19 protein-coding genes and 1 pseudogene are annotated in these 19554 nt (G+C 38.5%); 16 read left to right on the forward strand and 4 right to left on the reverse strand.

What is annotated here, in order from left to right:
- The first annotated feature begins 445 nt into the window (after positions 1–445).
- From G0Q07_RS11925 to G0Q07_RS11980, 12 genes are all read left to right on the forward strand, one after another.
- Positions 446–1777, forward strand: coding sequence for a TolC family protein (locus G0Q07_RS11925; protein ID WP_163346299.1), 1332 nt, complete (start codon positions 446–448; stop codon positions 1775–1777).
- Between the two features lie 13 nt (positions 1778–1790).
- Positions 1791–2882, forward strand: coding sequence for an efflux RND transporter periplasmic adaptor subunit (locus G0Q07_RS11930; protein ID WP_163346300.1), 1092 nt, complete (start codon positions 1791–1793; stop codon positions 2880–2882).
- A gap of 136 nt (positions 2883–3018) precedes the next feature.
- Entirely contained in the window at positions 3019–6276 is a 3258-nt protein-coding gene (locus G0Q07_RS11935) for an efflux RND transporter permease subunit (RefSeq protein ID WP_163346301.1), read from the forward strand.
- A 99-nt stretch (positions 6277–6375) separates the two neighbouring features.
- Positions 6376–6684 (forward strand): hypothetical protein, encoded by a 309-nt coding sequence (locus G0Q07_RS11940; RefSeq protein WP_163346302.1) that lies wholly within the window; start codon positions 6376–6378, stop codon positions 6682–6684.
- A gap of 36 nt (positions 6685–6720) precedes the next feature.
- Complete coding sequence (locus G0Q07_RS11945) at positions 6721–6903, forward strand: YgaP family membrane protein (RefSeq protein ID WP_163346303.1); 183 nt, start codon at positions 6721–6723, stop codon at positions 6901–6903.
- A gap of 129 nt (positions 6904–7032) precedes the next feature.
- On the forward strand, positions 7033–7593 hold the full coding sequence (locus G0Q07_RS11950) for an HdeD family acid-resistance protein (RefSeq protein ID WP_163346304.1): 561 nt from the start codon (positions 7033–7035) through the stop codon (positions 7591–7593).
- A gap of 188 nt (positions 7594–7781) precedes the next feature.
- Entirely contained in the window at positions 7782–8102 is a 321-nt protein-coding gene (locus tag G0Q07_RS11955; protein ID WP_163346305.1) for a NifB/NifX family molybdenum-iron cluster-binding protein, read from the forward strand.
- A gap of 4 nt (positions 8103–8106) precedes the next feature.
- Complete coding sequence (locus G0Q07_RS11960) at positions 8107–8334, forward strand: DUF5320 domain-containing protein (protein ID WP_163346306.1); 228 nt, start codon at positions 8107–8109, stop codon at positions 8332–8334.
- A 15-nt stretch (positions 8335–8349) separates the two neighbouring features.
- Positions 8350–8691, forward strand: coding sequence for a NifB/NifX family molybdenum-iron cluster-binding protein (locus G0Q07_RS11965; protein WP_163346307.1), 342 nt, complete (start codon positions 8350–8352; stop codon positions 8689–8691).
- Between the two features lie 146 nt (positions 8692–8837).
- Positions 8838–9701 (forward strand): nucleotide-binding protein, encoded by an 864-nt coding sequence (locus tag G0Q07_RS11970; RefSeq protein ID WP_163346308.1) that lies wholly within the window; start codon positions 8838–8840, stop codon positions 9699–9701.
- 2 nt (positions 9702–9703) lie between these two features.
- Positions 9704–10597 (forward strand): ATP-binding protein, encoded by an 894-nt coding sequence (locus tag G0Q07_RS11975; protein ID WP_163346309.1) that lies wholly within the window; start codon positions 9704–9706, stop codon positions 10595–10597.
- Positions 10585–11370 carry an MBL fold metallo-hydrolase gene (locus G0Q07_RS11980; RefSeq protein WP_163346310.1) on the forward strand — a complete coding sequence of 262 codons (786 nt, stop codon included), beginning with the start codon at positions 10585–10587 and terminating at the stop codon, positions 11368–11370. Before G0Q07_RS11975 ends, G0Q07_RS11980 begins: the two co-directional genes overlap by 13 nt.
- Here the strand turns inward: G0Q07_RS11980 and G0Q07_RS11985 are convergent.
- Positions 11367–12746 (reverse strand): hypothetical protein, encoded by a 1380-nt coding sequence (locus tag G0Q07_RS11985; RefSeq protein WP_163346311.1) that lies wholly within the window; start codon positions 12744–12746, stop codon positions 11367–11369. The genes G0Q07_RS11980 and G0Q07_RS11985 overlap by 4 nt on opposite strands.
- A 300-nt stretch (positions 12747–13046) precedes the next feature.
- On the opposite strand from G0Q07_RS11985, the gene G0Q07_RS11990 reads away from it, so the two are divergent.
- The gene (locus tag G0Q07_RS11990) at positions 13047–14459 is read left to right on the forward strand and encodes a patatin-like phospholipase family protein (protein ID WP_163346312.1); all 1413 of its coding nucleotides are present in this window, start codon (positions 13047–13049) and stop codon (positions 14457–14459) included.
- Between the two features lie 38 nt (positions 14460–14497).
- Positions 14498–15337 (forward strand): hypothetical protein, encoded by an 840-nt coding sequence (locus G0Q07_RS11995; RefSeq protein ID WP_163346313.1) that lies wholly within the window; start codon positions 14498–14500, stop codon positions 15335–15337.
- Between the two features lie 14 nt (positions 15338–15351).
- Here G0Q07_RS11995 and G0Q07_RS12000 read toward each other — a convergent pair whose 3' ends face one another.
- The 3 genes from G0Q07_RS12000 to G0Q07_RS12010 are packed head-to-tail and all read right to left on the reverse strand — an operon-like array spanning position 15352 to position 17518.
- The gene (locus G0Q07_RS12000) at positions 15352–15705 is read right to left on the reverse strand and encodes a transcriptional regulator (protein ID WP_203532532.1); all 354 of its coding nucleotides are present in this window, start codon (positions 15703–15705) and stop codon (positions 15352–15354) included.
- Positions 15702–17060, reverse strand: coding sequence for a hypothetical protein (locus G0Q07_RS12005; protein ID WP_163346314.1), 1359 nt, complete (start codon positions 17058–17060; stop codon positions 15702–15704). Before G0Q07_RS12005 ends, G0Q07_RS12000 begins: the two co-directional genes overlap by 4 nt.
- 47 nt (positions 17061–17107) lie before the next feature.
- Positions 17108–17518 carry a hypothetical protein gene (locus G0Q07_RS12010; protein WP_163346315.1) on the reverse strand — a complete coding sequence of 137 codons (411 nt, stop codon included), beginning with the start codon at positions 17516–17518 and terminating at the stop codon, positions 17108–17110.
- A gap of 245 nt (positions 17519–17763) precedes the next feature.
- On the opposite strand from G0Q07_RS12010, the pseudogene G0Q07_RS12015 reads away from it, so the two are divergent.
- Together G0Q07_RS12015 and G0Q07_RS12020 are read left to right on the forward strand one after the other, a co-directional pair.
- Positions 17764–18632: pseudogene (locus G0Q07_RS12015) on the forward strand (nucleoside phosphorylase).
- A gap of 2 nt (positions 18633–18634) precedes the next feature.
- Positions 18635–19507, forward strand: coding sequence for a transglutaminase family protein (locus G0Q07_RS12020; RefSeq protein ID WP_163346316.1), 873 nt, complete (start codon positions 18635–18637; stop codon positions 19505–19507).
- The last annotated feature ends 47 nt before the right edge of the window (positions 19508–19554 follow it).

A 19554-nucleotide genomic window follows, 5' to 3' on the forward strand; every position in this document is an offset into this window, starting at 1 on the left:
ATTGAAATAATGTTCACTATTTGTTTTTAATCACTTCCCCATATTAAATTTAAACGAATATCTGTTATATGTCATAATTACTATTTAGCACGTCATGCTGAACTTGTTTCAGCATCTTTATGCGTGAATATTAACTACTTGAGAGAATGACCCTGAAACAAGTTCAGGGTGACGTCTTGGTTGTGACTAATTGCGGACATTCAAATAAATTTATCATTCTATTGAATTAATTTATTCAAACTTAGTAACCATAAGAATTATAATACGTTACTACTTTTAACTTTTACATAAATTTTGAATAAATTCAGTTCATGCAAATCAACAGCTTTAAACCGTAATAGATTTCAATAATCACCCATATATTATTTATATATCTATATATATGGATATTTGCATTCTATGACATATATTTGCAGCGAAAAAGAACCAAAAAACAATTACTAATATGTCAACACAAAAATTCAATTACTTAATTCTATTGCTGTTTTTAACACCTGCAATATTGAAGGCACAACCCAGACCGCTAAGTTTGAGCGAAGCCCTAGCCTTGGCAGACGAAAACAACCTTAATGTAAAAAGTGCTGAAGCCCGGGTGGAAGCAGCACGTGCCAGTTACCGAATGACAAATTCTGTTTTTTTACCAGGGTTGGAGGCGAGTCACACCGGAATATCCACCAACGATCCGCTTAATTCCTTTGGTTTTAAACTAAAACAGGAAATTGTTACGCAAGCTGATTTTAATCCCGATTTGTTAAATGATCCGGGAAGTATCGAGAATTTCCAGACAAAAATTGAATTGAAGCAACCTTTGCTAAACCTCGATGGAATTTTTGCCCGCAAGGCCGCAAAAAATCAACTGGAAGCATTGTCGTTTCAAAACAATCGGGTAAAGCTCAACATTAAATACGAAGTTAAAAAGGCTTATTACATGCTTGAGCTCGCCCAATCATCGGTTGCAGTATTACAAGAATCAGTAGCTGTTGCAGAAGAAGCTTTACGTTTAACAAGAAACAATGCTGAACAAGGATTTGCTAAAAAAGCCGATGTTTTAGAAGCCTCAGTTCGTGTTGAGGAACGCAAAAATCAATTATTGGAAGCACAAAACCAGCGACAAACAGCCAACGATTTTTTGGTTTACTTGTTAGGCATGGAATTTAGCGAAGTAATTGAAACAACCGATTCGCTTATTCAACCACCGATGCTGGTAATTATCGACCGCAATTCGGTGAACCTGGAAAGCCGTTCAGATATGCTGGCCTATCAAAAACAAATTGAAGCCGGCGAGAACATGGTAAAATCCAATAAAATGAAATTCGTTCCACGCCTGAATGCTTTTGGAGCAATGGAGTGGAACGATGAATCACTATTTGGAACTTCTGCCAACAATTACATGGTGGGAGCTTCATTGAGCTGGAGCCTTTTTAGTGGTTACAAAAATGCAGGAGCCATTCAACACGCCACTGCACAATTAGACGAGGCACGAATTAATTACGAAGATTACCTGTCTAAAAGCCAAATTGACATCAACCGTGCTACCCGCAAAATGGAACTGAATTATAAGCGTATCCAATCGAGCAAACTGGCAAAAGAACAAGCCCGTGAATCCTTACGAATCAGAACAAACCGTTTTGAACAAGGACTGGAGAAAACTGCCGATCTGCTGATGTCGGAAGCCCTTACTTCACAAAAAGAATTAGAATACATTCAATCAATTTATAACTACAAGCAAGCCATTTTCGAAATGGAATTGCTTATTGAACAAGATATTAACGAATAAACGCCATACTAAAATGAATACACTAGTACAAAAATCGAAACTCATAATTGCACTTGCCTTCTTATCAATAATTGCAATATCATGTGGTAAAAAAGAGAAAGAACATGCCACGGCATCACAAGAAAAAGTAGCGGCACAAACGGCGATTGCCAACCTTGCCGATTACCCGGTTGTACATAACTTTTCGGGCAAACTGGAGGCCGACAAACAAACAAATCTGAGTACCCGTATCATGGGGCAAATTCAGCGTATCTACGTAAAACCCGGTCAGAAAGTAAACCGCGGCGATCTGTTAATCCAGATCAGAAATCAGGATATTCTGGCCAAGAAAGCTCAGGTTGAAGCCAACAATGTGGAGGCAACTACGGCATACGAAAGTGCTGAAAAAGACCTGAAACGTTACGAAGCACTTTATGCTACCAACAGTGCGTCGGACAAAGAAATGGACGACATGCGCACTCGTTACGAAATGGCTAAGGCACGTTTGGCTGCCATTGAACAAATGGAAAAAGAAGTGGAAGAAAACATGCGTTATGCATCGATTCGCGCTCCATACAGCGGAGTTATTACTACTAAATTTATACAGGAAGGCGACATGGCCAATCCGGGAATGCCGCTGTTGAGCATGGAAAGCCCTTCGCAATGGAAAGTGATTGCCCGTATTCCGGAAGCCGACATTGCAAAAGTTCAGATGAACGATGTAGTTAAGGTAAAATTCACTGCCGCCGAAATAGAAATGGAAGGAAAAATTATTGAGATAAACCCATCAACAACAAATACAGGCAACCAATACATGGCAAAAGTTTTGGTTACTGTTCCTGAAAATTGTACCGCAAAATTGTACAGTGGAATGTATGCCGAGGTGTTGTTTGAATATGGTACACAAAAACGTATCCTGGTTTCAGAAGACGCCCTGATCCACCGTGGTCAATTGGTTGGGATTTATGCTGTTAGTCAGTCGGGAAATGCCTTGCTTCGCTGGGTTAAAACCGGTAAAACATTTGGCGACAAAGTTGAGATCATCTCCGGATTAACGGATGGTGAACAATATGTTGTTTCGTCTGACAGCAAACTTTTTGATGGAGCACTAATTGCTTCTAACTAACAAAAGGTAATTCCTAAGTGAATTACCCCTGTCGCTTCTATGAAGCTCCTGTCCCTTTTAGGGGGACAATCGGAACAAAGTGACGATAAGGGGTTTATTAAACAGAACTTAAAAAAATGAATTTAAGAGAAAAAGTATGAAAACAGGATTTGCTGGCGGAATAGCCAAACAATTTATAAATTCAAAATTAACACCGCTGTTGATGATTGCTTTTATGGCAATCGGGATTTACAGCTCTTACCTGACTCCCCGCGAGGAGGAACCGCAAATTGACGTACCAATTGCCGATATTCTCTTTAGCTACCCGGGAGCCAGCCCAAAAGAAATTGAATCCCGCGTGATGCAACCGCTCGAAAAAGTGGTCGCCAATATTCCGGGAGTTGAATATGTATACTCTACCTCAATGCCGGGTCAGGCCATGCTTATCGTTCAGTTTTATGTTGGTGAAGACATCGAACGATCGTTGGTAAAAATGTACAACGAAATTATGAAACACATGGACCAAATGCCGCACGGAACTAGTTTGCCGTTGGTTAAAACGCGTTCTATCGATGATGTGCCGGTATTAGGATTAACTTTTTGGAGCGAAAATTACGACGATTACCAGTTGAAACGAATTGCCCAGGAAGTAAATAACGAAATTGAACAGATTACAGATGTATCGGAAACAAAAGTTATCGGTGGCCGCTCGCGTCAAATTCGTGTGGCGCTAAACAACGGAGCAATGGCCCGTTATAATGTTGATGCGCTCAGCATCGCACAGAAAATACAGATCGCCAACCAGCAATTTAATACCGGTGCTTTTAACAAGAATGATGTAGAATACCTGGTTGAAGCAGGTGAATTTCTGCAAACTTCTGATGACGTTTCCAACCTTGTTGTTGGTATCCAGAACGGAAGTCCGGTTTACCTGAAACAAGTTGCCGAAATTCTTGACGGTCCCGAGGAGCCAGTTCAATACGTGAATTTTGGTTACGGAACAATGGACGAAAAGAAAAATGACAATCCTGGTGAATACCCGGCAGTTACTATTTCGGTAGCCAAACGACGCGGTGCCGATGCGATGAAAGTTGCAGACCTGATTTTGGAAAAAATCAGCCATCTTGAAAAAGACCTGATCCCGGCTGATGTACATGTTGATGTAACTCGTAACTACGGAGAAACAGCATCGCACAAAGTATCGGAACTGTTGATGCACCTTGCCGGAGCAATTATTGCCGTAACATTTGTGGTAATGTTGGCAATGGGCTGGCGTGGCGGATTGGTGGTGTTCTTGTCGGTGCCGATTACATTTGCATTGACAATGTTTAGCTACTATTTCCTTGATTACACCTTGAACAGGATTACACTTTTTGCACTGGTTTTTGTAACAGGTATTGTAGTCGACGACTCGATAATTATTGCCGAGAACATGCACCGGCATTTCAAAATGAAAAAATTGCCGTTCATTCAGGCAGCTTTGCGCTCGATCGATGAAGTGGGTAACCCAACAATTCTGGCAACATTTACAGTAATTGCGGCTGTACTACCGATGGTTTTCGTTTCAGGTTTAATGGGACCTTACATGAGTCCGATGCCAATTGGAGCATCTATTGCAATGATCTTTTCACTGCTGGTGGCACTTACAATTACTCCGTACCTGGCATTCCGTTTACTAAAAGTTGTTGAGAAAGGTGATAAAGTACAAAAAGCGTTCAAATTGGAGAATTCGCCGATTTATAAGATCTATTATAAAACGATGAACCCAATGTTGGAATCATCGTGGAAGCGCTGGACATTTATCGGTACGATCACATTTTTCCTGTTGGCATCAATGACACTGGTTTATTTTAAAATGGTAACAGTTAAAATGCTTCCGTTTGATAATAAAAATGAATTCCAGGTAATTATTGACATGCCGGAAGGAACTACACTTGAGCGTACAGCAGCTGTAACAAAAGAACTGGCAGCCTATATCGCTCAACAGGAAGAGGTAATGAACTACCAGTCGTATGTTGGAACTGCATCGCCAATGAACTTTAATGGCCTGGTTCGTCATTACGATTTACGAAGAGGTTCGAATGTATCTGACATACAAGTGAACCTTACCGATAAAACGGAGCGTAAAGCCCAAAGTCACGACATTGCAAAAGCCATGCGTCCGGGAATTCAGCAACTGGCAAAAAAATTCAATGCCAACGCAAAAGTTGTAGAGGTTCCACCGGGGCCACCGGTACTTTCAACATTAGTTGCCGAAATTTACGGACCGAACTACGATGAGCAGATAGAAGTTGCGAGCCAGGTAAAAAGCCTGTTTGCAGAAACTGTCGATGTTGTGGATATCGACTGGCAAGTAGAAGACGACCAGGTAGAATATAAATTCAATGTACTAAAAGAAAAAGCTGCTTTGGCAGGCGTTTCAACACAACAAGTTGTAAACAGTATTGCCATGGCACTTGGCGGTCAGGAAGTAACACAACTATATGCTGAAAAAGAACATGAGCAGGTTGGTATTCAGCTGCGTTTTTCAGAAGATGAACGCTCGAGCATTGAAGACCTGAAGAAAATTAACATCATGAGCATGACCGGCCAGAAAGTGGCACTTGGTGATGTGGTTGAGATAAAAGAAGAGATTCAGGATAAAAGCATTTACCGTAAAAACCAGAAACGCGTAGTATACGTAACTGCAGATATTGCGGGAGAATTGGAAAGTCCGGTTTATGGAATTTTAAATATGAGTGAAAACCTCGACAAAATTCAAATTCCGGAAGGTTATATGCTAAATGAAGAGTTCACTCAGCAACCATTTGTACAAGACAATTACAGCCTTAAATGGGACGGCGAGTGGCAAATTACCTACGAAGTATTTCGAGATTTAGGTACTGCTTTTGCAGTGGTACTTTTGGTAATTTATTTGCTCATCATTGGATGGTTTCAGAATTTTACTGTTCCGTTTGTAATGATGGTTGCTATTCCGCTTTCGTTAGTTGGAATTCTAATCGGTCACTGGCTAATGGGTGCTTTCTTTACCGCAACTTCAATGATTGGACTGATTGCGCTGGCGGGGATTATGGTCCGAAATTCCATATTACTTATCGACTTTATAAATCTCCGGCTTAAAGACGGAGCGCCGCTGAAAGAAGCGGTGATTGAAGCGGGTGCTGTAAGAACTACTCCTATTCTGCTTACTGCAGGAACAGTTGTAATTGGTGCTGTAGTAATTTTATTCGACCCCATTTTCCAGGGATTGGCAATTTCGCTAATGGGTGGAACAATTGCATCAACATTCTTAACCCTAATTATTGTTCCGTTGATTTATTACATGACTGAGAAGAAAAAATACCCGGTAAAAGAGGCAGCAGTTGTAGAAACCGAAGAAACTGAAAATGATTTAACTAAAGAGGAGGAAAAATAAAATGATAAAACGAGCATTTAAGCGATATTGCATAAAAGCGTATGACACAACATCATGCGAGATACATGAGTTACCATTTAAAATTAAAACTATAAACGAATGAAATTTGTAATTATTCAAAGTGCAGAAGCTTATCATCACGAGCTGGAGCAGATCTTTCGCGATATAAAGATCAATTCGTACAGTGAATTACCGGTTGATGGTTTTATGGAGAGTGCTGACGGGAATTCGGATATTTCCAATTGGTTTGGCTCTTCAAAAAATCCATACCGCTATTTTATTTCATTTACTTTTCTTGATGAAGAAAAAGCAGATGAACTTCTCGCCCGGGTAAAAGCATTTAATGAAGAAACTGAGGGTGTAAGTCCATTAAGTGCATTCATTTCGGCCATTGAAAAATTTGTCTAAACAATTATAAAATAATAACAACTAAAATAGAATACCATGAAAGAGAGAATAGTACGAGCAGTTGCAGGAACACTTGTGTTGACAAGCATTTTATTGGCCATATTCGTTAATATTTACTGGCTGGGCCTGGCAGGTTTTGTTGGATTGAATTTGTTTCAATCGTCAATTACTAAATTTTGCCCGCTGGAATATTTCCTTGAAAAGGCCGGAGTAGAATAGAACTGCAATAAAATGCGTAATGAAAGGTTGTCTGTATCAGGCAACCTTTTCTTATTTGTTGTTAATCTTGGTATTTTCAATGGATTTCTGCTAACTTTAGTCTCACACAAACACAGTTAATATATTGATATGACAAACAACACAAACAAAGACATGGCCAATAACGTTTGGAAACTCATAATAACCCGCGGTGTAGTTCTGGTAATTATCGGGCTGGTATTATTGCTATTTCCCTCTGCATCATTAACAACCCTTATTTTTATTTTAGGTATTTACTGGTTAATCGATGGCGTAGTTACCCTCTATAATACTTTTAAACAACGAAAAATTCGAAGAAATTGGTGGTGGGGATTAGTTACCGGAAGTCTTGCAGTTATAGCCGGAATAATTGTAGTAACGAAACCATTTTCAAGCACGGTACTAACAACATCATTTTTAATGTGGTTTTTAGGCATTGTTGCACTTATAAACGGAATTAGTAACGTAATTACATCTATTCGAATTAAAAATCACCTTGCCGGCGAACGCTCCATGCTCTGGGGTGGAATATTTTCCATAATTCTGGGTATACTACTCATCTCGTCGCCCTACACCTCGGCATTGGTGATGGTTAAAGTTATTGGCGCACTCGCAATATTTGCAGGTTTAATTACTTTATTTCTGGGCAATCAAGTAAGAAAAAACACCTAACATACAGCATCAAACGCAGTAATTCATTTTTTTGTATTTTATAACTACCCATTCAACAACAAAATCTCCTGCCAAATGTAGTAATTTCAAATTTTAGCAAAGAATATTAATGATCATTTGTTCTTTTAAACTTTTGTTTTTAATCAATAATTCAATATCTTTGTAAAGAACATAAGTTACATATGAAAATGAAAACAATCATTACTTCAACCGGAGATAACGTAGATTCTAAATTTGATTTACGTTTCGGACGTGCCGGCTGGTTTTGTGTGTACGACAAAGAAACGCACTCAACCAACTTCATCGAAAACAGTTTTAAAAACTCAAATGGCGGAGCCGGAACAAAGTCTTCGGAAATGGCAGCAGAATTGGGTGCAAAACAAATCATTTCAGGTCATTTTGGTCCAAAAGCCAAGGATATGCTGGCGAAATTCCAGATCCAAATGATAGAGTTCGATAATGAAAAGCTGAATGTGAAGGATATTATTTTGAAAATTGAAAACAATTAGAAAAATGCCAGGATTAAACCAAACCGGACCAATGGGACAAGGAGCCCAAACCGGCAGAAAACAAGGAAGATGTAACAATGAATTAAATGACGAGCAGCTTGCCAACTTTGGAAGACGAGGTGGCAAAGGTTTCAGATTTAAAAATCCCGCAACTGATGAAAGCTTACCAACAGGCTGGGGACGCGGAAAAGGAAGAGGTCGTGGCCGGAGATTTGGCCGATTAGAAAATTAATAAATTGAAATAAGCATGAGTAAAAAAATTGCTGTTCCTGTTGATGAAAACGGGATTTTAGACGGACACTTTGGTCATTGCAAATTTTTTGCATTGATTGATGTTGATGAGAAAACAATCGTTAACGAAGAGCGGGTAACTCCCCCTCCTCACGAACCGGGCGTGTTACCTAAATGGTTAGCTGAAAAAGGGGTTAGCGATGTGTTGGCCGGTGGAATGGGCCACAAAGCCATTCAAATCTTCAACTACAATAAGGTAAATGTATTTGTTGGCGCACCTAAAATTTCCGCTACAGAATTGGTAAATGGTTATGTTGAAGAAACCATTGAATTCTCGGCCAATTACTGCGATCATTGACAGATAAATGAGCAGCCATTAATCCTGCTTGATAAAAATAGCACAACAAACACATTTCTGAGTCCTATTCATAGTCACTCAGCGTTAGCTACTAAATCGGTATTCCCCAGAGCAACACTCCGGGGAATTTTTTAAAATCATGTGTCATGCAAATTGCAATAGCAAGCGGTAAAGGTGGTACCGGTAAAACAACCGTTTCGGTTAACCTGTATTACTTCTTATCAGTGAAATATAATAACAAGGTGCAATTAATCGATTGCGATGTGGAAGAACCCAACGACATGTTGTTCTTTCCTCAAGCCAAAAAGAAATCTGAAACAGAAGTATATACCATCGTTCCTGAGATTGACAAAGCCAAATGCACTTTTTGCAAAAAATGTGCTGTCTGGTGCGAATTTAATGCGATAAGCATTGTTAAGAATCTGAAATTTGCAGAGGTGAATTATGATCTTTGCCATTCGTGTGGTGCTTGTTTCGAGGCTTGTACGTTCGATGCCTTAAAACAGATTGAAAATCCATTGGGCCGTATTTCTGAATATCAAACAACTTTTGGTGCCGGAATTATGGAAGGACGACTGGAGATTGGCTCTGCGATGCAAACAGCACTCATTAAAAAGGTAAAAAAACAGGCAAGTACAGGCCAAACAATAACCCTGCTCGATGCACCTCCCGGAACCAGCTGTCCGGTTGTTGAAACGGTTGCTAATGCCGATTACGTAATTCTTGTTACCGAACCCACCCCTTTTGGGTTGCACGATTTAAAAATTGCCGTTGAGGTACTAAAAGAGCTGAAAAAACCATTTGGAGTTATTGTAAACAAAGCTGGTTTGGGAAATAATGATGTGTATCAGTTCTTGAAAGAAAACAACATCACATTAGTGGGTAACATACCATTTTCGAAAAACTACGCTGCCAATTATTCACGCGGAGATTTGTTTGAAAATATTCCTGCCGAATTGGAAAAATCCTACCATACCATAGTAGATCAATTGCAACTCATTATTAGTTAATAATGAAAGAAATTACAGTATTAAGCGGAAAAGGAGGCGCCGGAAAAACCAGTATTACTGCGGCCCTGGCATCGTTAGCTCAAAACGCTGTATTTTGCGATAACGACGTTGACGCATCTGATTTGCATTTAATTTTAAAACCTGAAATAAAAGAGACGCATCAATTCGACAGTGGCTCACTGGCTTTCATTAATCAGGAAACATGTACCAAATGCAGAACCTGCCAGGATGTCTGCCGTTTTGAAGCAATATTTACAAACAACGATGGCTCACCGGAAGTGAACCCTTTACAATGTGAGGGCTGTCGCTTGTGCGAACGACTTTGTCCGGCAGATGCGATACAAACTCACCAAAACCTTAACAATAACTGGTATGTTTCTTATACTCGTTTTGGTGCAATGGTCCACGCTAAAATGGGCGTCGGCGAAGAAAATTCAGGAAAACTGGTTACACGAATCCGCGAAAAAGCCAGGGAAATTGCGCTTGAAAATAAAGCAGATTTTGTGCTAAACGATGGACCTCCGGGAATTGGCTGCACTGCCATTTCTTCCATTACAGGAACAAATGCCGTTTTGCTGGTAATCGAACCAACCGTATCGGGCTTGCATGATGCAAAACGATTGGTAGAGTTGGTTAATTCGTTTCAGGTTCCAATTTGTGCAATCATTAACAAGTACGACATAAATACAGAATTTACGGCAACCGTTGAAAGCTACTTAAAGGAAAATAAAATCGTGTTGGTTGGTAAAATTCCATTTTCAAAAATGTTTGTAGAATCAATATTAGTTGAAAAATCGCTGATTGAGTTTGCACCGAATCATCCAATTAGTTTAAATTTAAAATCCATTTGGAAAATGATTAGGCAATTACTAATTTCAAAAACATGCTTTCAATAACTATTTTAACGGATAATACGGCTGGCGAACTATTTCTTTCAGAACACGGTCTCTCCTACCTTGTTGATATCGACAATGAAAAGATTTTATTTGACACCGGTTATTCTGATATGTTTTTGAAAAATGCAGAACAGCTCAAAATCGATATAGAAAATGAAGTAAAAACCATTGTCTTAAGTCATGGGCACAAAGATCATGGAAACGGGCTAAAACAATTGAGTAACAAAACGTTAATCACCCACCCGGCCAGTTTTGCAAAGCGCTTCCGGAAAATCGACCATTCATTCGTTGGATTGGAAATAACGCGAGAAGAAATTGAAAACCAATTTAAGCTGAAAGCGAGCCATACCTCGCTACAACTTTCAGAAAACCTGTATTTTTTGGGTGAAATTCCCAGAACTAATGGATTTGAAAGCCAGTCAACCAATTTTGAGTTCGAAGATGGTTCAGAAGATTATATACCTGATGATTCAGCACTGGCTGCAATTGTAAATAATAAACTTGTTGTGATAACGGGTTGCTCGCATTCCGGAATTTGCAACATTTGCGAACATGCAAGAACAGTTACTGGTATAAGTATAATTAAAGCAGTAATCGGAGGTTTTCATTTAAAAGCTCAAAACGAACAGACCTTAAAAACCATTGAATACTTTAGGCAAAATAAAATTGAAAAACTACTACCATCACATTGTACGGCACCTCCGGCTTTGGATCTTTTTAATTCAACATTTAATACAGAACAGGTAAAAACAGGTATGATTTTTCGCTTTTAGTATGCTTGCTGAAATACAATCTCGCTGATTCCTGCAACTTTTTGGTTGGCAGGATCGACGTAAATACGAATAGTCAATTTGCGATCATTAACCTTCACTACTTTTTCCGATGTCCATTTTAATTCTCCCGCGTTCAAATTGTAGGTTGCCGCTTCTACTCCTTCATATTCAATTTTTTGCCACGATGCCAATTTCACATCTCCCACCTGCGAACGAATTCGATAAACGCCGTTGCGTACATTAATTTCGAATTCAAAATAATTTTCAGGATTGCGACATTCTGCAGGGGAGTTCTCAAATAATACTTTCTTCAAACGGGCATTTCCAATTTCCTCTTTTGTGCAAGACATTACCTTGTCTGCCGTATTCCATGTTCCCAATTGCCATCCCATTCCGGCATATTCCTCAAAGGCAAGTAGGTTCTTTCTGTTACCGTTAATCACTGGTGGCCGCGCAAAATCCACTTTTCCACGGGTAAACGATTTTGTAAAACTAAAGGAGTTTTTAAAATACAATTCGTAGAGTTCGGGGAAAAAATTTACACAGTTCGTAAAACGATTTTTGTAGGAAGGAATGGTATCACTTTTTACCACTGCCAATTGCAAATGGCCCCAGTTTTCGTCTCCCCAAATCGTACCCAACAGCTCTCCCGGCCTCACCTGCATTCCTTCTTTTACCTCTACAGAATTGGCAAACAAATGATCGTATACATAAAAAATAGATGTATTTGAATTGCTCTGCAAGAGCAAACACGCCTCTTTACTTTTTCGCCCTTTTTTTTCATCCTCCACCCAAACTACAGTGCTATTTTCAATGGCGACCAACCAATGTTTTTGGATGCCTCGGGCATCGGTTAATGCAATTTCAATTCCTTCGTGCGACCGGGCTTCATTATTACTGTTACTGCATCCTTTGTTTTGGTACGAAAACATATGATTATCTTCGTTCATATCCCAGTTAAAACCATGGTTATAACTCACCGGAAAGCTAAACAAATCGAAAGGCATCATTTCCTCCTTACTTTCCGATAAACAAATCAATGCATCCTTTTTTAATAATCCGTGCGCAGCTTTATTCGCAGCCAGTTTTTTCACATTTCGGTTATCGGCAACAAAAACTCGTACCGAATTGAAACTTAATGGTAAACTGCGTCGACTTACTTTTATGTCAATTGTATCATTGTCAATACTCAGTTGATTGTAATGATTTTTAATATCGAGTAAAACCACAACAACATCCTTAAATTTTACTGAATCTCCAATATTCAGGTTGTAGTAATAACAATTGCCCCAACTAAAATCGGGTTCAACTACCTGCTGTGCACTACCTAAAAGACTATAACAAAAGAGTATTAATATTATGATTTGTCGTTTCACATGGTTATTTTTAATTGAAGATCTATCTATCTTCTGTATAACAAAAACACTTTAAACGAGTTTTACCCTTAATACATATTTAAAGTCGGGATACAAAAACCTCTCTTTTTTAACAAAACTATCAATAAAAGTATTGTTTAGAAAATTATGATACCTCAAAGCAACCTTCAGAAGAATTTTTCTGTCTCTAATACAAAAACAGCTGAATTTAATCAGTTTTAAAAAGAATTAAAGAAGTACATATTTAACATACTCTTATTTTTTAGTAATTTTGAAAGCGTTCAGAAAACAATTGACCTAATGATACGATCTCTATTCATTATCCTCTTACTTACTTTAACCGTTGCACAAAGCAGTGCACAATCGGTTGGCTTGGTACTTAGTGGTGGTGGAGCCAAAGGAATGGCACACATTGGGGTGATTAGAGCACTGGAAGAAAACAATATCCCGATCGACTATATTTCAGGAACTTCCATTGGGGCAATTATTGGAGGTCTTTATGCTGCCGGTTATTCCACTGAAGAAATGGAAGAGCTTTTTAAATCGGACGATTTCTATTTCTGGTCGACTGGTAAAATACAACGCGAATACCGTTATTATTTTAAGCGCCAGGAAGAAGATCCAACCTGGATTCAGTTACGTGTAGCCAAAAAAGATGAAAAAGTAAAAATTTTGCCACCCACCAATATTATTCCGGGTGAACAAATGGATTTTGCTTTTATGGAGTTAACTGCCGCAACCAGTGCAGCTTGCAACTATGATTTTAACCAATTAATGGTACCCTATTTTTGTATTGCAGCCGATGTGAACAATAGTAAACCATTGGTTTTACGAAATGGTGACCTTGGAAATGCGATGCGGGCATCGATGACTGTTCCGTTGTATTTCAAACCTATCGAAATTGAAGGTAAATTGTTGTTCGATGGTGGTTTGCTGAACAACTTCCCTACCGACCATATGAAAGAAATTTTTAACCCGGATATTATTATCGGACACAAGGTAGCAGATGACGCAAAAGCTGCTGATGCTGATGATGTAATGCAACAAATATCGAATATGGTAATGCGGCCAACCAATTTTGAGATTAAACCACAGGATGGGATTTTACTGGAAACAAAATTTAATAATGTTGGGCTGCTTGATTTTGACAAAATTGACTCGGTACTGGTTCGTGGAGAACAAACAACCCTGGCCGCAATCGACAGTATTAAACAACTGATTAAACGTCGTGTCCCACAAGAAATAATTCAGGCCAAACGCGACAGTTTTAACACGCGCAAACCGGAACTAAATTTTCAAAACATACAGGTGGAAGGCGTTACCGACCCGATGCAACGTCAGTTTATTATACAAAGTATTAAACACCGCAATAACACCGTAACGCTATCTACCTTAAAAACTGAGTATTTTAAATTGGTGGCCGATGAACAGCTCAAATCAATTCAGCCGATAACGCGGTACAATACTAATACCGGTTATTTCGACCTGCATTTAAAAGTTGAGCCCGAAAAACGGCTTGATTTAAGCATTGGCGGAAATATATCTACCAAACCAATAAATCAGGGGTTTGCAGCTGTTAATTTCAGAACCTATAAAAGCAGGGCTTATTCGCTCCATTCAAATATTTATTTTGGTCGCTTTTACAGTTCATTTAAACTGGGGGTCGTATTGACTATCCAACATCGCTGCCTTTTTATTTTGAATCATACTTAACATTTAACCGTTGGGATTATTTTTCGTCGAGTACCGAGTTGATTTTTGAAGACGTTCGTTCGCCATACATTGTTAAGGATGAAACAAATTTCAGGCTTGAAACCGGATTACCGCTGGGTTTACACAGCAAAATTTACGGCGGAGTTGCCTACTCCTCTGCAAGTAACGATTTTTACCAAACCGATGAATCGGAAGAAGGAAGTAACCTCGATAACTCAAAATTTAATGCTTTTGTCTCAAAAGTTGGGTTCAAGAATAACTCATTGAATTACAAGCAGTATGCCACTGAAGGAGCGCTCCGGGGAATAGAGGGAAGATTTGTTGTAGGCGAAGAGAAATACAGAGCTGGAAATAGTCCAACGGCCTATTCCACGGCATCAACCAATCATAATTACTTTCAGCTTCACGCCCACTCGTTGCGCTATTTTTCCTTAGGTAATAAATTTGTTTTGGGCACTCACCTTGAAACATTTTTAAGTACAAAGGAATTGTTTCAAACCTACAGATCGACAAAACTTGCCGCACAGGGCTTTACTCCAACACCTCATAGTAAGTCGCTGTTTATTAATGAATTTCATTCGAATAAATACCTTGCAGGAGGTGTAAAAGCCATATTCAAATTCTCACCAGATCTGCATCTTCGTGTTGAAGGCTATGGTTTCTGCCCAATTCATGAAGAATTGAAACAGGCTGATCTTTCGCCAATTGAAAGTGATAATTTTATTGACAATTATTATATTCAGGGAATGGCTGCGCTGGTTTATCAAACCGGAATTGGGCCTGTGAGTCTTTCATTCAACTATTACGAAAAGAGTAATACCAATCTTTATGTAACCCTGAACTTTGGATATATTTTATTCAATAAAAGAGGTTTATAAAAGTAAGTTTAAGGTCAGGTACGAATCTGATTTTCAATATCCGACGGTAGCTCAAAAGACAACTCTACTACACCGCAGAACTTTCCGTTTTCCATCCATGGTTTTTGGGTAACTACCTTTTTCAGACCATTCTTTTCGGTGGTATACGTGTTTTCGATGGGTTTTTCAAGCATCTCCCGAAGTTTGGTCTTCGATGGCTCAGGATGACATTCCAATAAATTGGTTCCCAATAAATTATCACCTCCATATTTTTCAAACTGACGGATAGAAAAATCATTCATATAAACAATAATACCGTCAGTGTTGCAAACAGTTATTGCTCCACCAAACTCATCCATCCAGTTTACTTCACATCCGCTCAATGTCATTTTTTACGATAGCATTTTACCCATTCAACATCGAAATTTGCTGATGATCCTGACAATTTATCCACCACAAGACTCGAGGCATTTAACTCCAACGGTTTATTTAAATCGTTGCTGGTAAGCTTTAAAACCTCCAGTTCATTTATCTTCCAGGTGAAAGTTGCCCCCGATTTCTCGAGCGTGAAAATATAAGCACCTTTTTTGAGGTTATTAATTTCCAATCCTTCCGAAGCAATTTTACCACTTTCGTTCATAGTGTATAAACCCAAAATATTTTTTGCCCCCATTTCAACCAGATTAGCACGCGGAACATTACTTCCGTTGGCAAGGTAGAATGAGCTAGCCACCTGTTTTACAGGATTAAAGTAAATTTTGGCCTCTACAATTCCATCCTCAAATTGAAAATGTTCTCCTGAACTTATAATCCCTGAAGTGTATTCGAAATCAGTCTGAACAAAGCCTGCAGGCATCTGCCAAACCATTCCTTCTTTGATTTCTTTTTTAACTTGAATACTCAGTTTACTTCCGGTTTGAATATTCGCTCCATCAGTAAAAACGCTTAGGTCGCCGGGCATTGCATAATTTTGTCCCAGGGTTTTAGAAGTCGTTAACGAACTAGTCATCCATTTTGCATCGTCCAATTTTTTAACCATAAACGAATCCTCAAATACCACACCCCAGTTTTTATAAAAATCAAAGTCTGTACTGTCTTTGTATTTGAAATATTTTACGAATTCCGGCTTTTTCTTGTCGGTTTCATATTTTTTAAATTTCTGAGCGTCTTCAGTTTTTTCCCAGCGTTTTTTGTCCTCCAGCCAGGCTTTTTGCTTTTTATAATCTTCTGATTCGATTAGTTCTTTCAATTCGTTATAACGTTTTAAATCAAACGATTCTTTAACATCAAGGTAGTTTTTGTATAATTTCGATTTCTCGTATTTCAAAACAAAAGAAACCACTGAATCGCCGGCCAATTTCTTGTAATCAGCGTATTTTTTGTAAGCCTCACTTTTTTCAAACTTTTTCCTGTCCTTTAAATAGGCTACTTTCTTTTTAAATTCATCAGTATTAACATGTTCTTTCAACTCTTTATAACGTACGAGGTTGTGACTTCCAATTACTTCGTGATACAGCTTCAAATTTTTCGACTTTTCTAGCTTGAAATAACTTTTTATAGCAGAATCATTGCTCAGTCGTTTAAACTCTTTATTTTTTTCTTTATCGTTTACAGCAGCAGTTTTTAGTTCGTTGTACTGTTTCAGCTTGTCCGAATCTTCGAAAGCATTATGCTGTTTCAATCTTTCCGAACCTTCCAGTTCATTATACGCTTTAATGCCCGGCGATTTTTCAAGCTTTTTCAATTCTTTTAAATGTTTCTCTTCCGCTGATCCTTTATAAATCCGGCTTTTTATTTCTTTTTATCTTTTTCAAAATCGCCATCTTTCACGTATTCTTCCAATGCATAAAAATCGGCAAGTTTTTGCGATTCCTTTTCTGCCTGGTATCGAGCCAGATCGGGAGATCCTTCAACCTTGAAATAATTCTTTATGCGTGTAGCTTTTTGCAAACGCTGAAATTCCTTTAATTGCTCTTCTTCTTTGCTACCTTTAAACGATTGCCGTTCAATCTCCTTCTTTTTTGCAGCAAATTCGCTGGATGTAACATATTTTTCTAGTTCTAAAAATGCTTTCAGTTCTTCCGAATTTTCAGTTTTCAAAAACTCAGCGTAATCGTCTGCTAATTGTTTTCGTTTTTTCTCGATAACGTCAACGGACTTAATTTTGCCAGTAAGCTGAAGTGAAAAGATTTTAAATGACATCTGGTTTGCTATTAGATTCGTATTTCTACCAAAAATAAAAATTTAATGCGTTTTTTAGTATTAAAACGTAATATAATAAGTGATTACCCATATTTTTGCCAGATCTGTTTAACATATGTGACGTTTTTAACAAAATTACAGAATAAAAACGAAAGCTTCGTTGTTAGATGTTTATATGTTTTCCCTGCTGCCATTGGTGTTCCATGTAATTTTAAATAATTTTGGTTGCATTATTAAAGCAAACTATGATTAAACACTCGGAGCTAATCTTAAACAGCGATGGAAGTATTTTCCATTTACATTTAAAACCTGAAAATATTGGCGGGCAAATCATCCTTGTTGGCGATCCTGCACGTGTTGATACGATTGCCGGTTTTTTCGATGAAATCATTTTTACGGTTCAAAATCGGGAGTTTAAAACGATTACCGGATTTTACAACCAGAAGAAAATTTCGGTGATTTCTACAGGAATCGGAACTGACAACATCGATATTGTGCTTAACGAGTTGGATGCGCTGGCTAATATTGATTTGGAAACACGCAGTATAAAAAAAGAACTCCGTTCGCTTGATATTGTTCGCATTGGAACTTCGGGGGATTACAAAACGACCTTCCTGTAAATTCCTTTGTGTTATCCGAAAAGTCGATTGGTTTCGATGGTTTGCTGAATTACTATGCCAAACGCGAACAAGTTTGCGACATGGATTTTGAAGCAGCTTTTAGAATACATACACAATGGAGTGAATCGCTTGCAGCACCTTATACTGTAGATGCGAGCCAATCGCTTCTTAAAAAGTTTACCGATAAAAAATTCAAAAAAGGAGTTACTATTTCTGCCCCGGGATTTTATGCGCCGCAAGGTCGTGAGTTGCGATTACCACTGGCCTTCCCTCAATTAAATGAGTTAATAGAAACGTTTTCGTATAACGATTTGCGAATTACCAATTTTGAAATGGAAAGCTCGGCTATCTATGGCCTTTCAAAAATGATGGGACACAACGCTCTTACCGTTTGTTTAATTATTGCCAACCGCGTAACGCTTACCGCCAACGAAAATTACCGCAACGAGATGAAGAAACTAATAAAAATAGTACTCGATATTTTAAGTAATTAGGAATGGAACAAGAAAGACTTAATGCACTGGTCACCCTACTCGACGATCCGGACAAAACAGTTTTTGAGATGGTAGAACAGGAACTACTGAAAGAAGACGAAGCAATTATACCGGCGCTGGAGAAAAAATGGGAACAAAGTTTTGACGAGAACAGCCAGAGCCGCATCGAAAATATCATACAAAGTCTTCAGTTTAAGAAAACTTATAGCGGGCTTAAAAACTGGATCGCTCAAACTCCCGGAACGCAAGATCTTTTTGAAGGTTTTTGTGCTGTGGATAAATTTCAGTACCCCGATCTGAATCCATTAACCCTGACGTTAAAAATTGAGAACCTGCGAAAATCAATATGGCTGGATTTAAATAATTCGTTGACACTACTTGAAAAAACAACCATATTAAACCACTTTATTTTTAACCTGAATGGCTATTCGGTTAATCTGAGCAACCCTGATTCGCCACAAAATTGCTTTTTGAATCAGCTACTCGAGACTAAACATGGCAGTCCGGTGTCAATGAGTATTTTTTACACGATTATAGCCCGCGCTATTGAGCTTCCGGCCTATTTGGTTGATTTTCCAAAAAATCCGCTGGTAGCAATTGTTGATGCTGAACTGGCACAAAAAGTGCATGGAGCAACACGCGAAACGGAGGTGTTGTTTTACATTAACCCTTCGAATAAAGGAGCCATTACCAGCCGAAAAGAAATTGATTATCACCTGAAAAGAAACGACTATAAACCAATAGAAGAATTTGCCGAGCCAAAACCAGATGTTTTATTTATCAAACGCCAGGTAGAATCGATGCTTGAAGCCTACGAATCTGTTGGCTATACTGAAAAGAAAGAAAAGATTAAACAGCTGCTCAGTTTGTTTTAAGCAAAAAAAACTTCGACCAAATGGTCGAAGTTTTTTTATCTAATTAC

Origin of the sequence: Draconibacterium halophilum (assembly GCF_010448835.1) — a bacterium.
GTDB lineage: Bacteria > Bacteroidota > Bacteroidia > Bacteroidales > Prolixibacteraceae > Draconibacterium > Draconibacterium halophilum.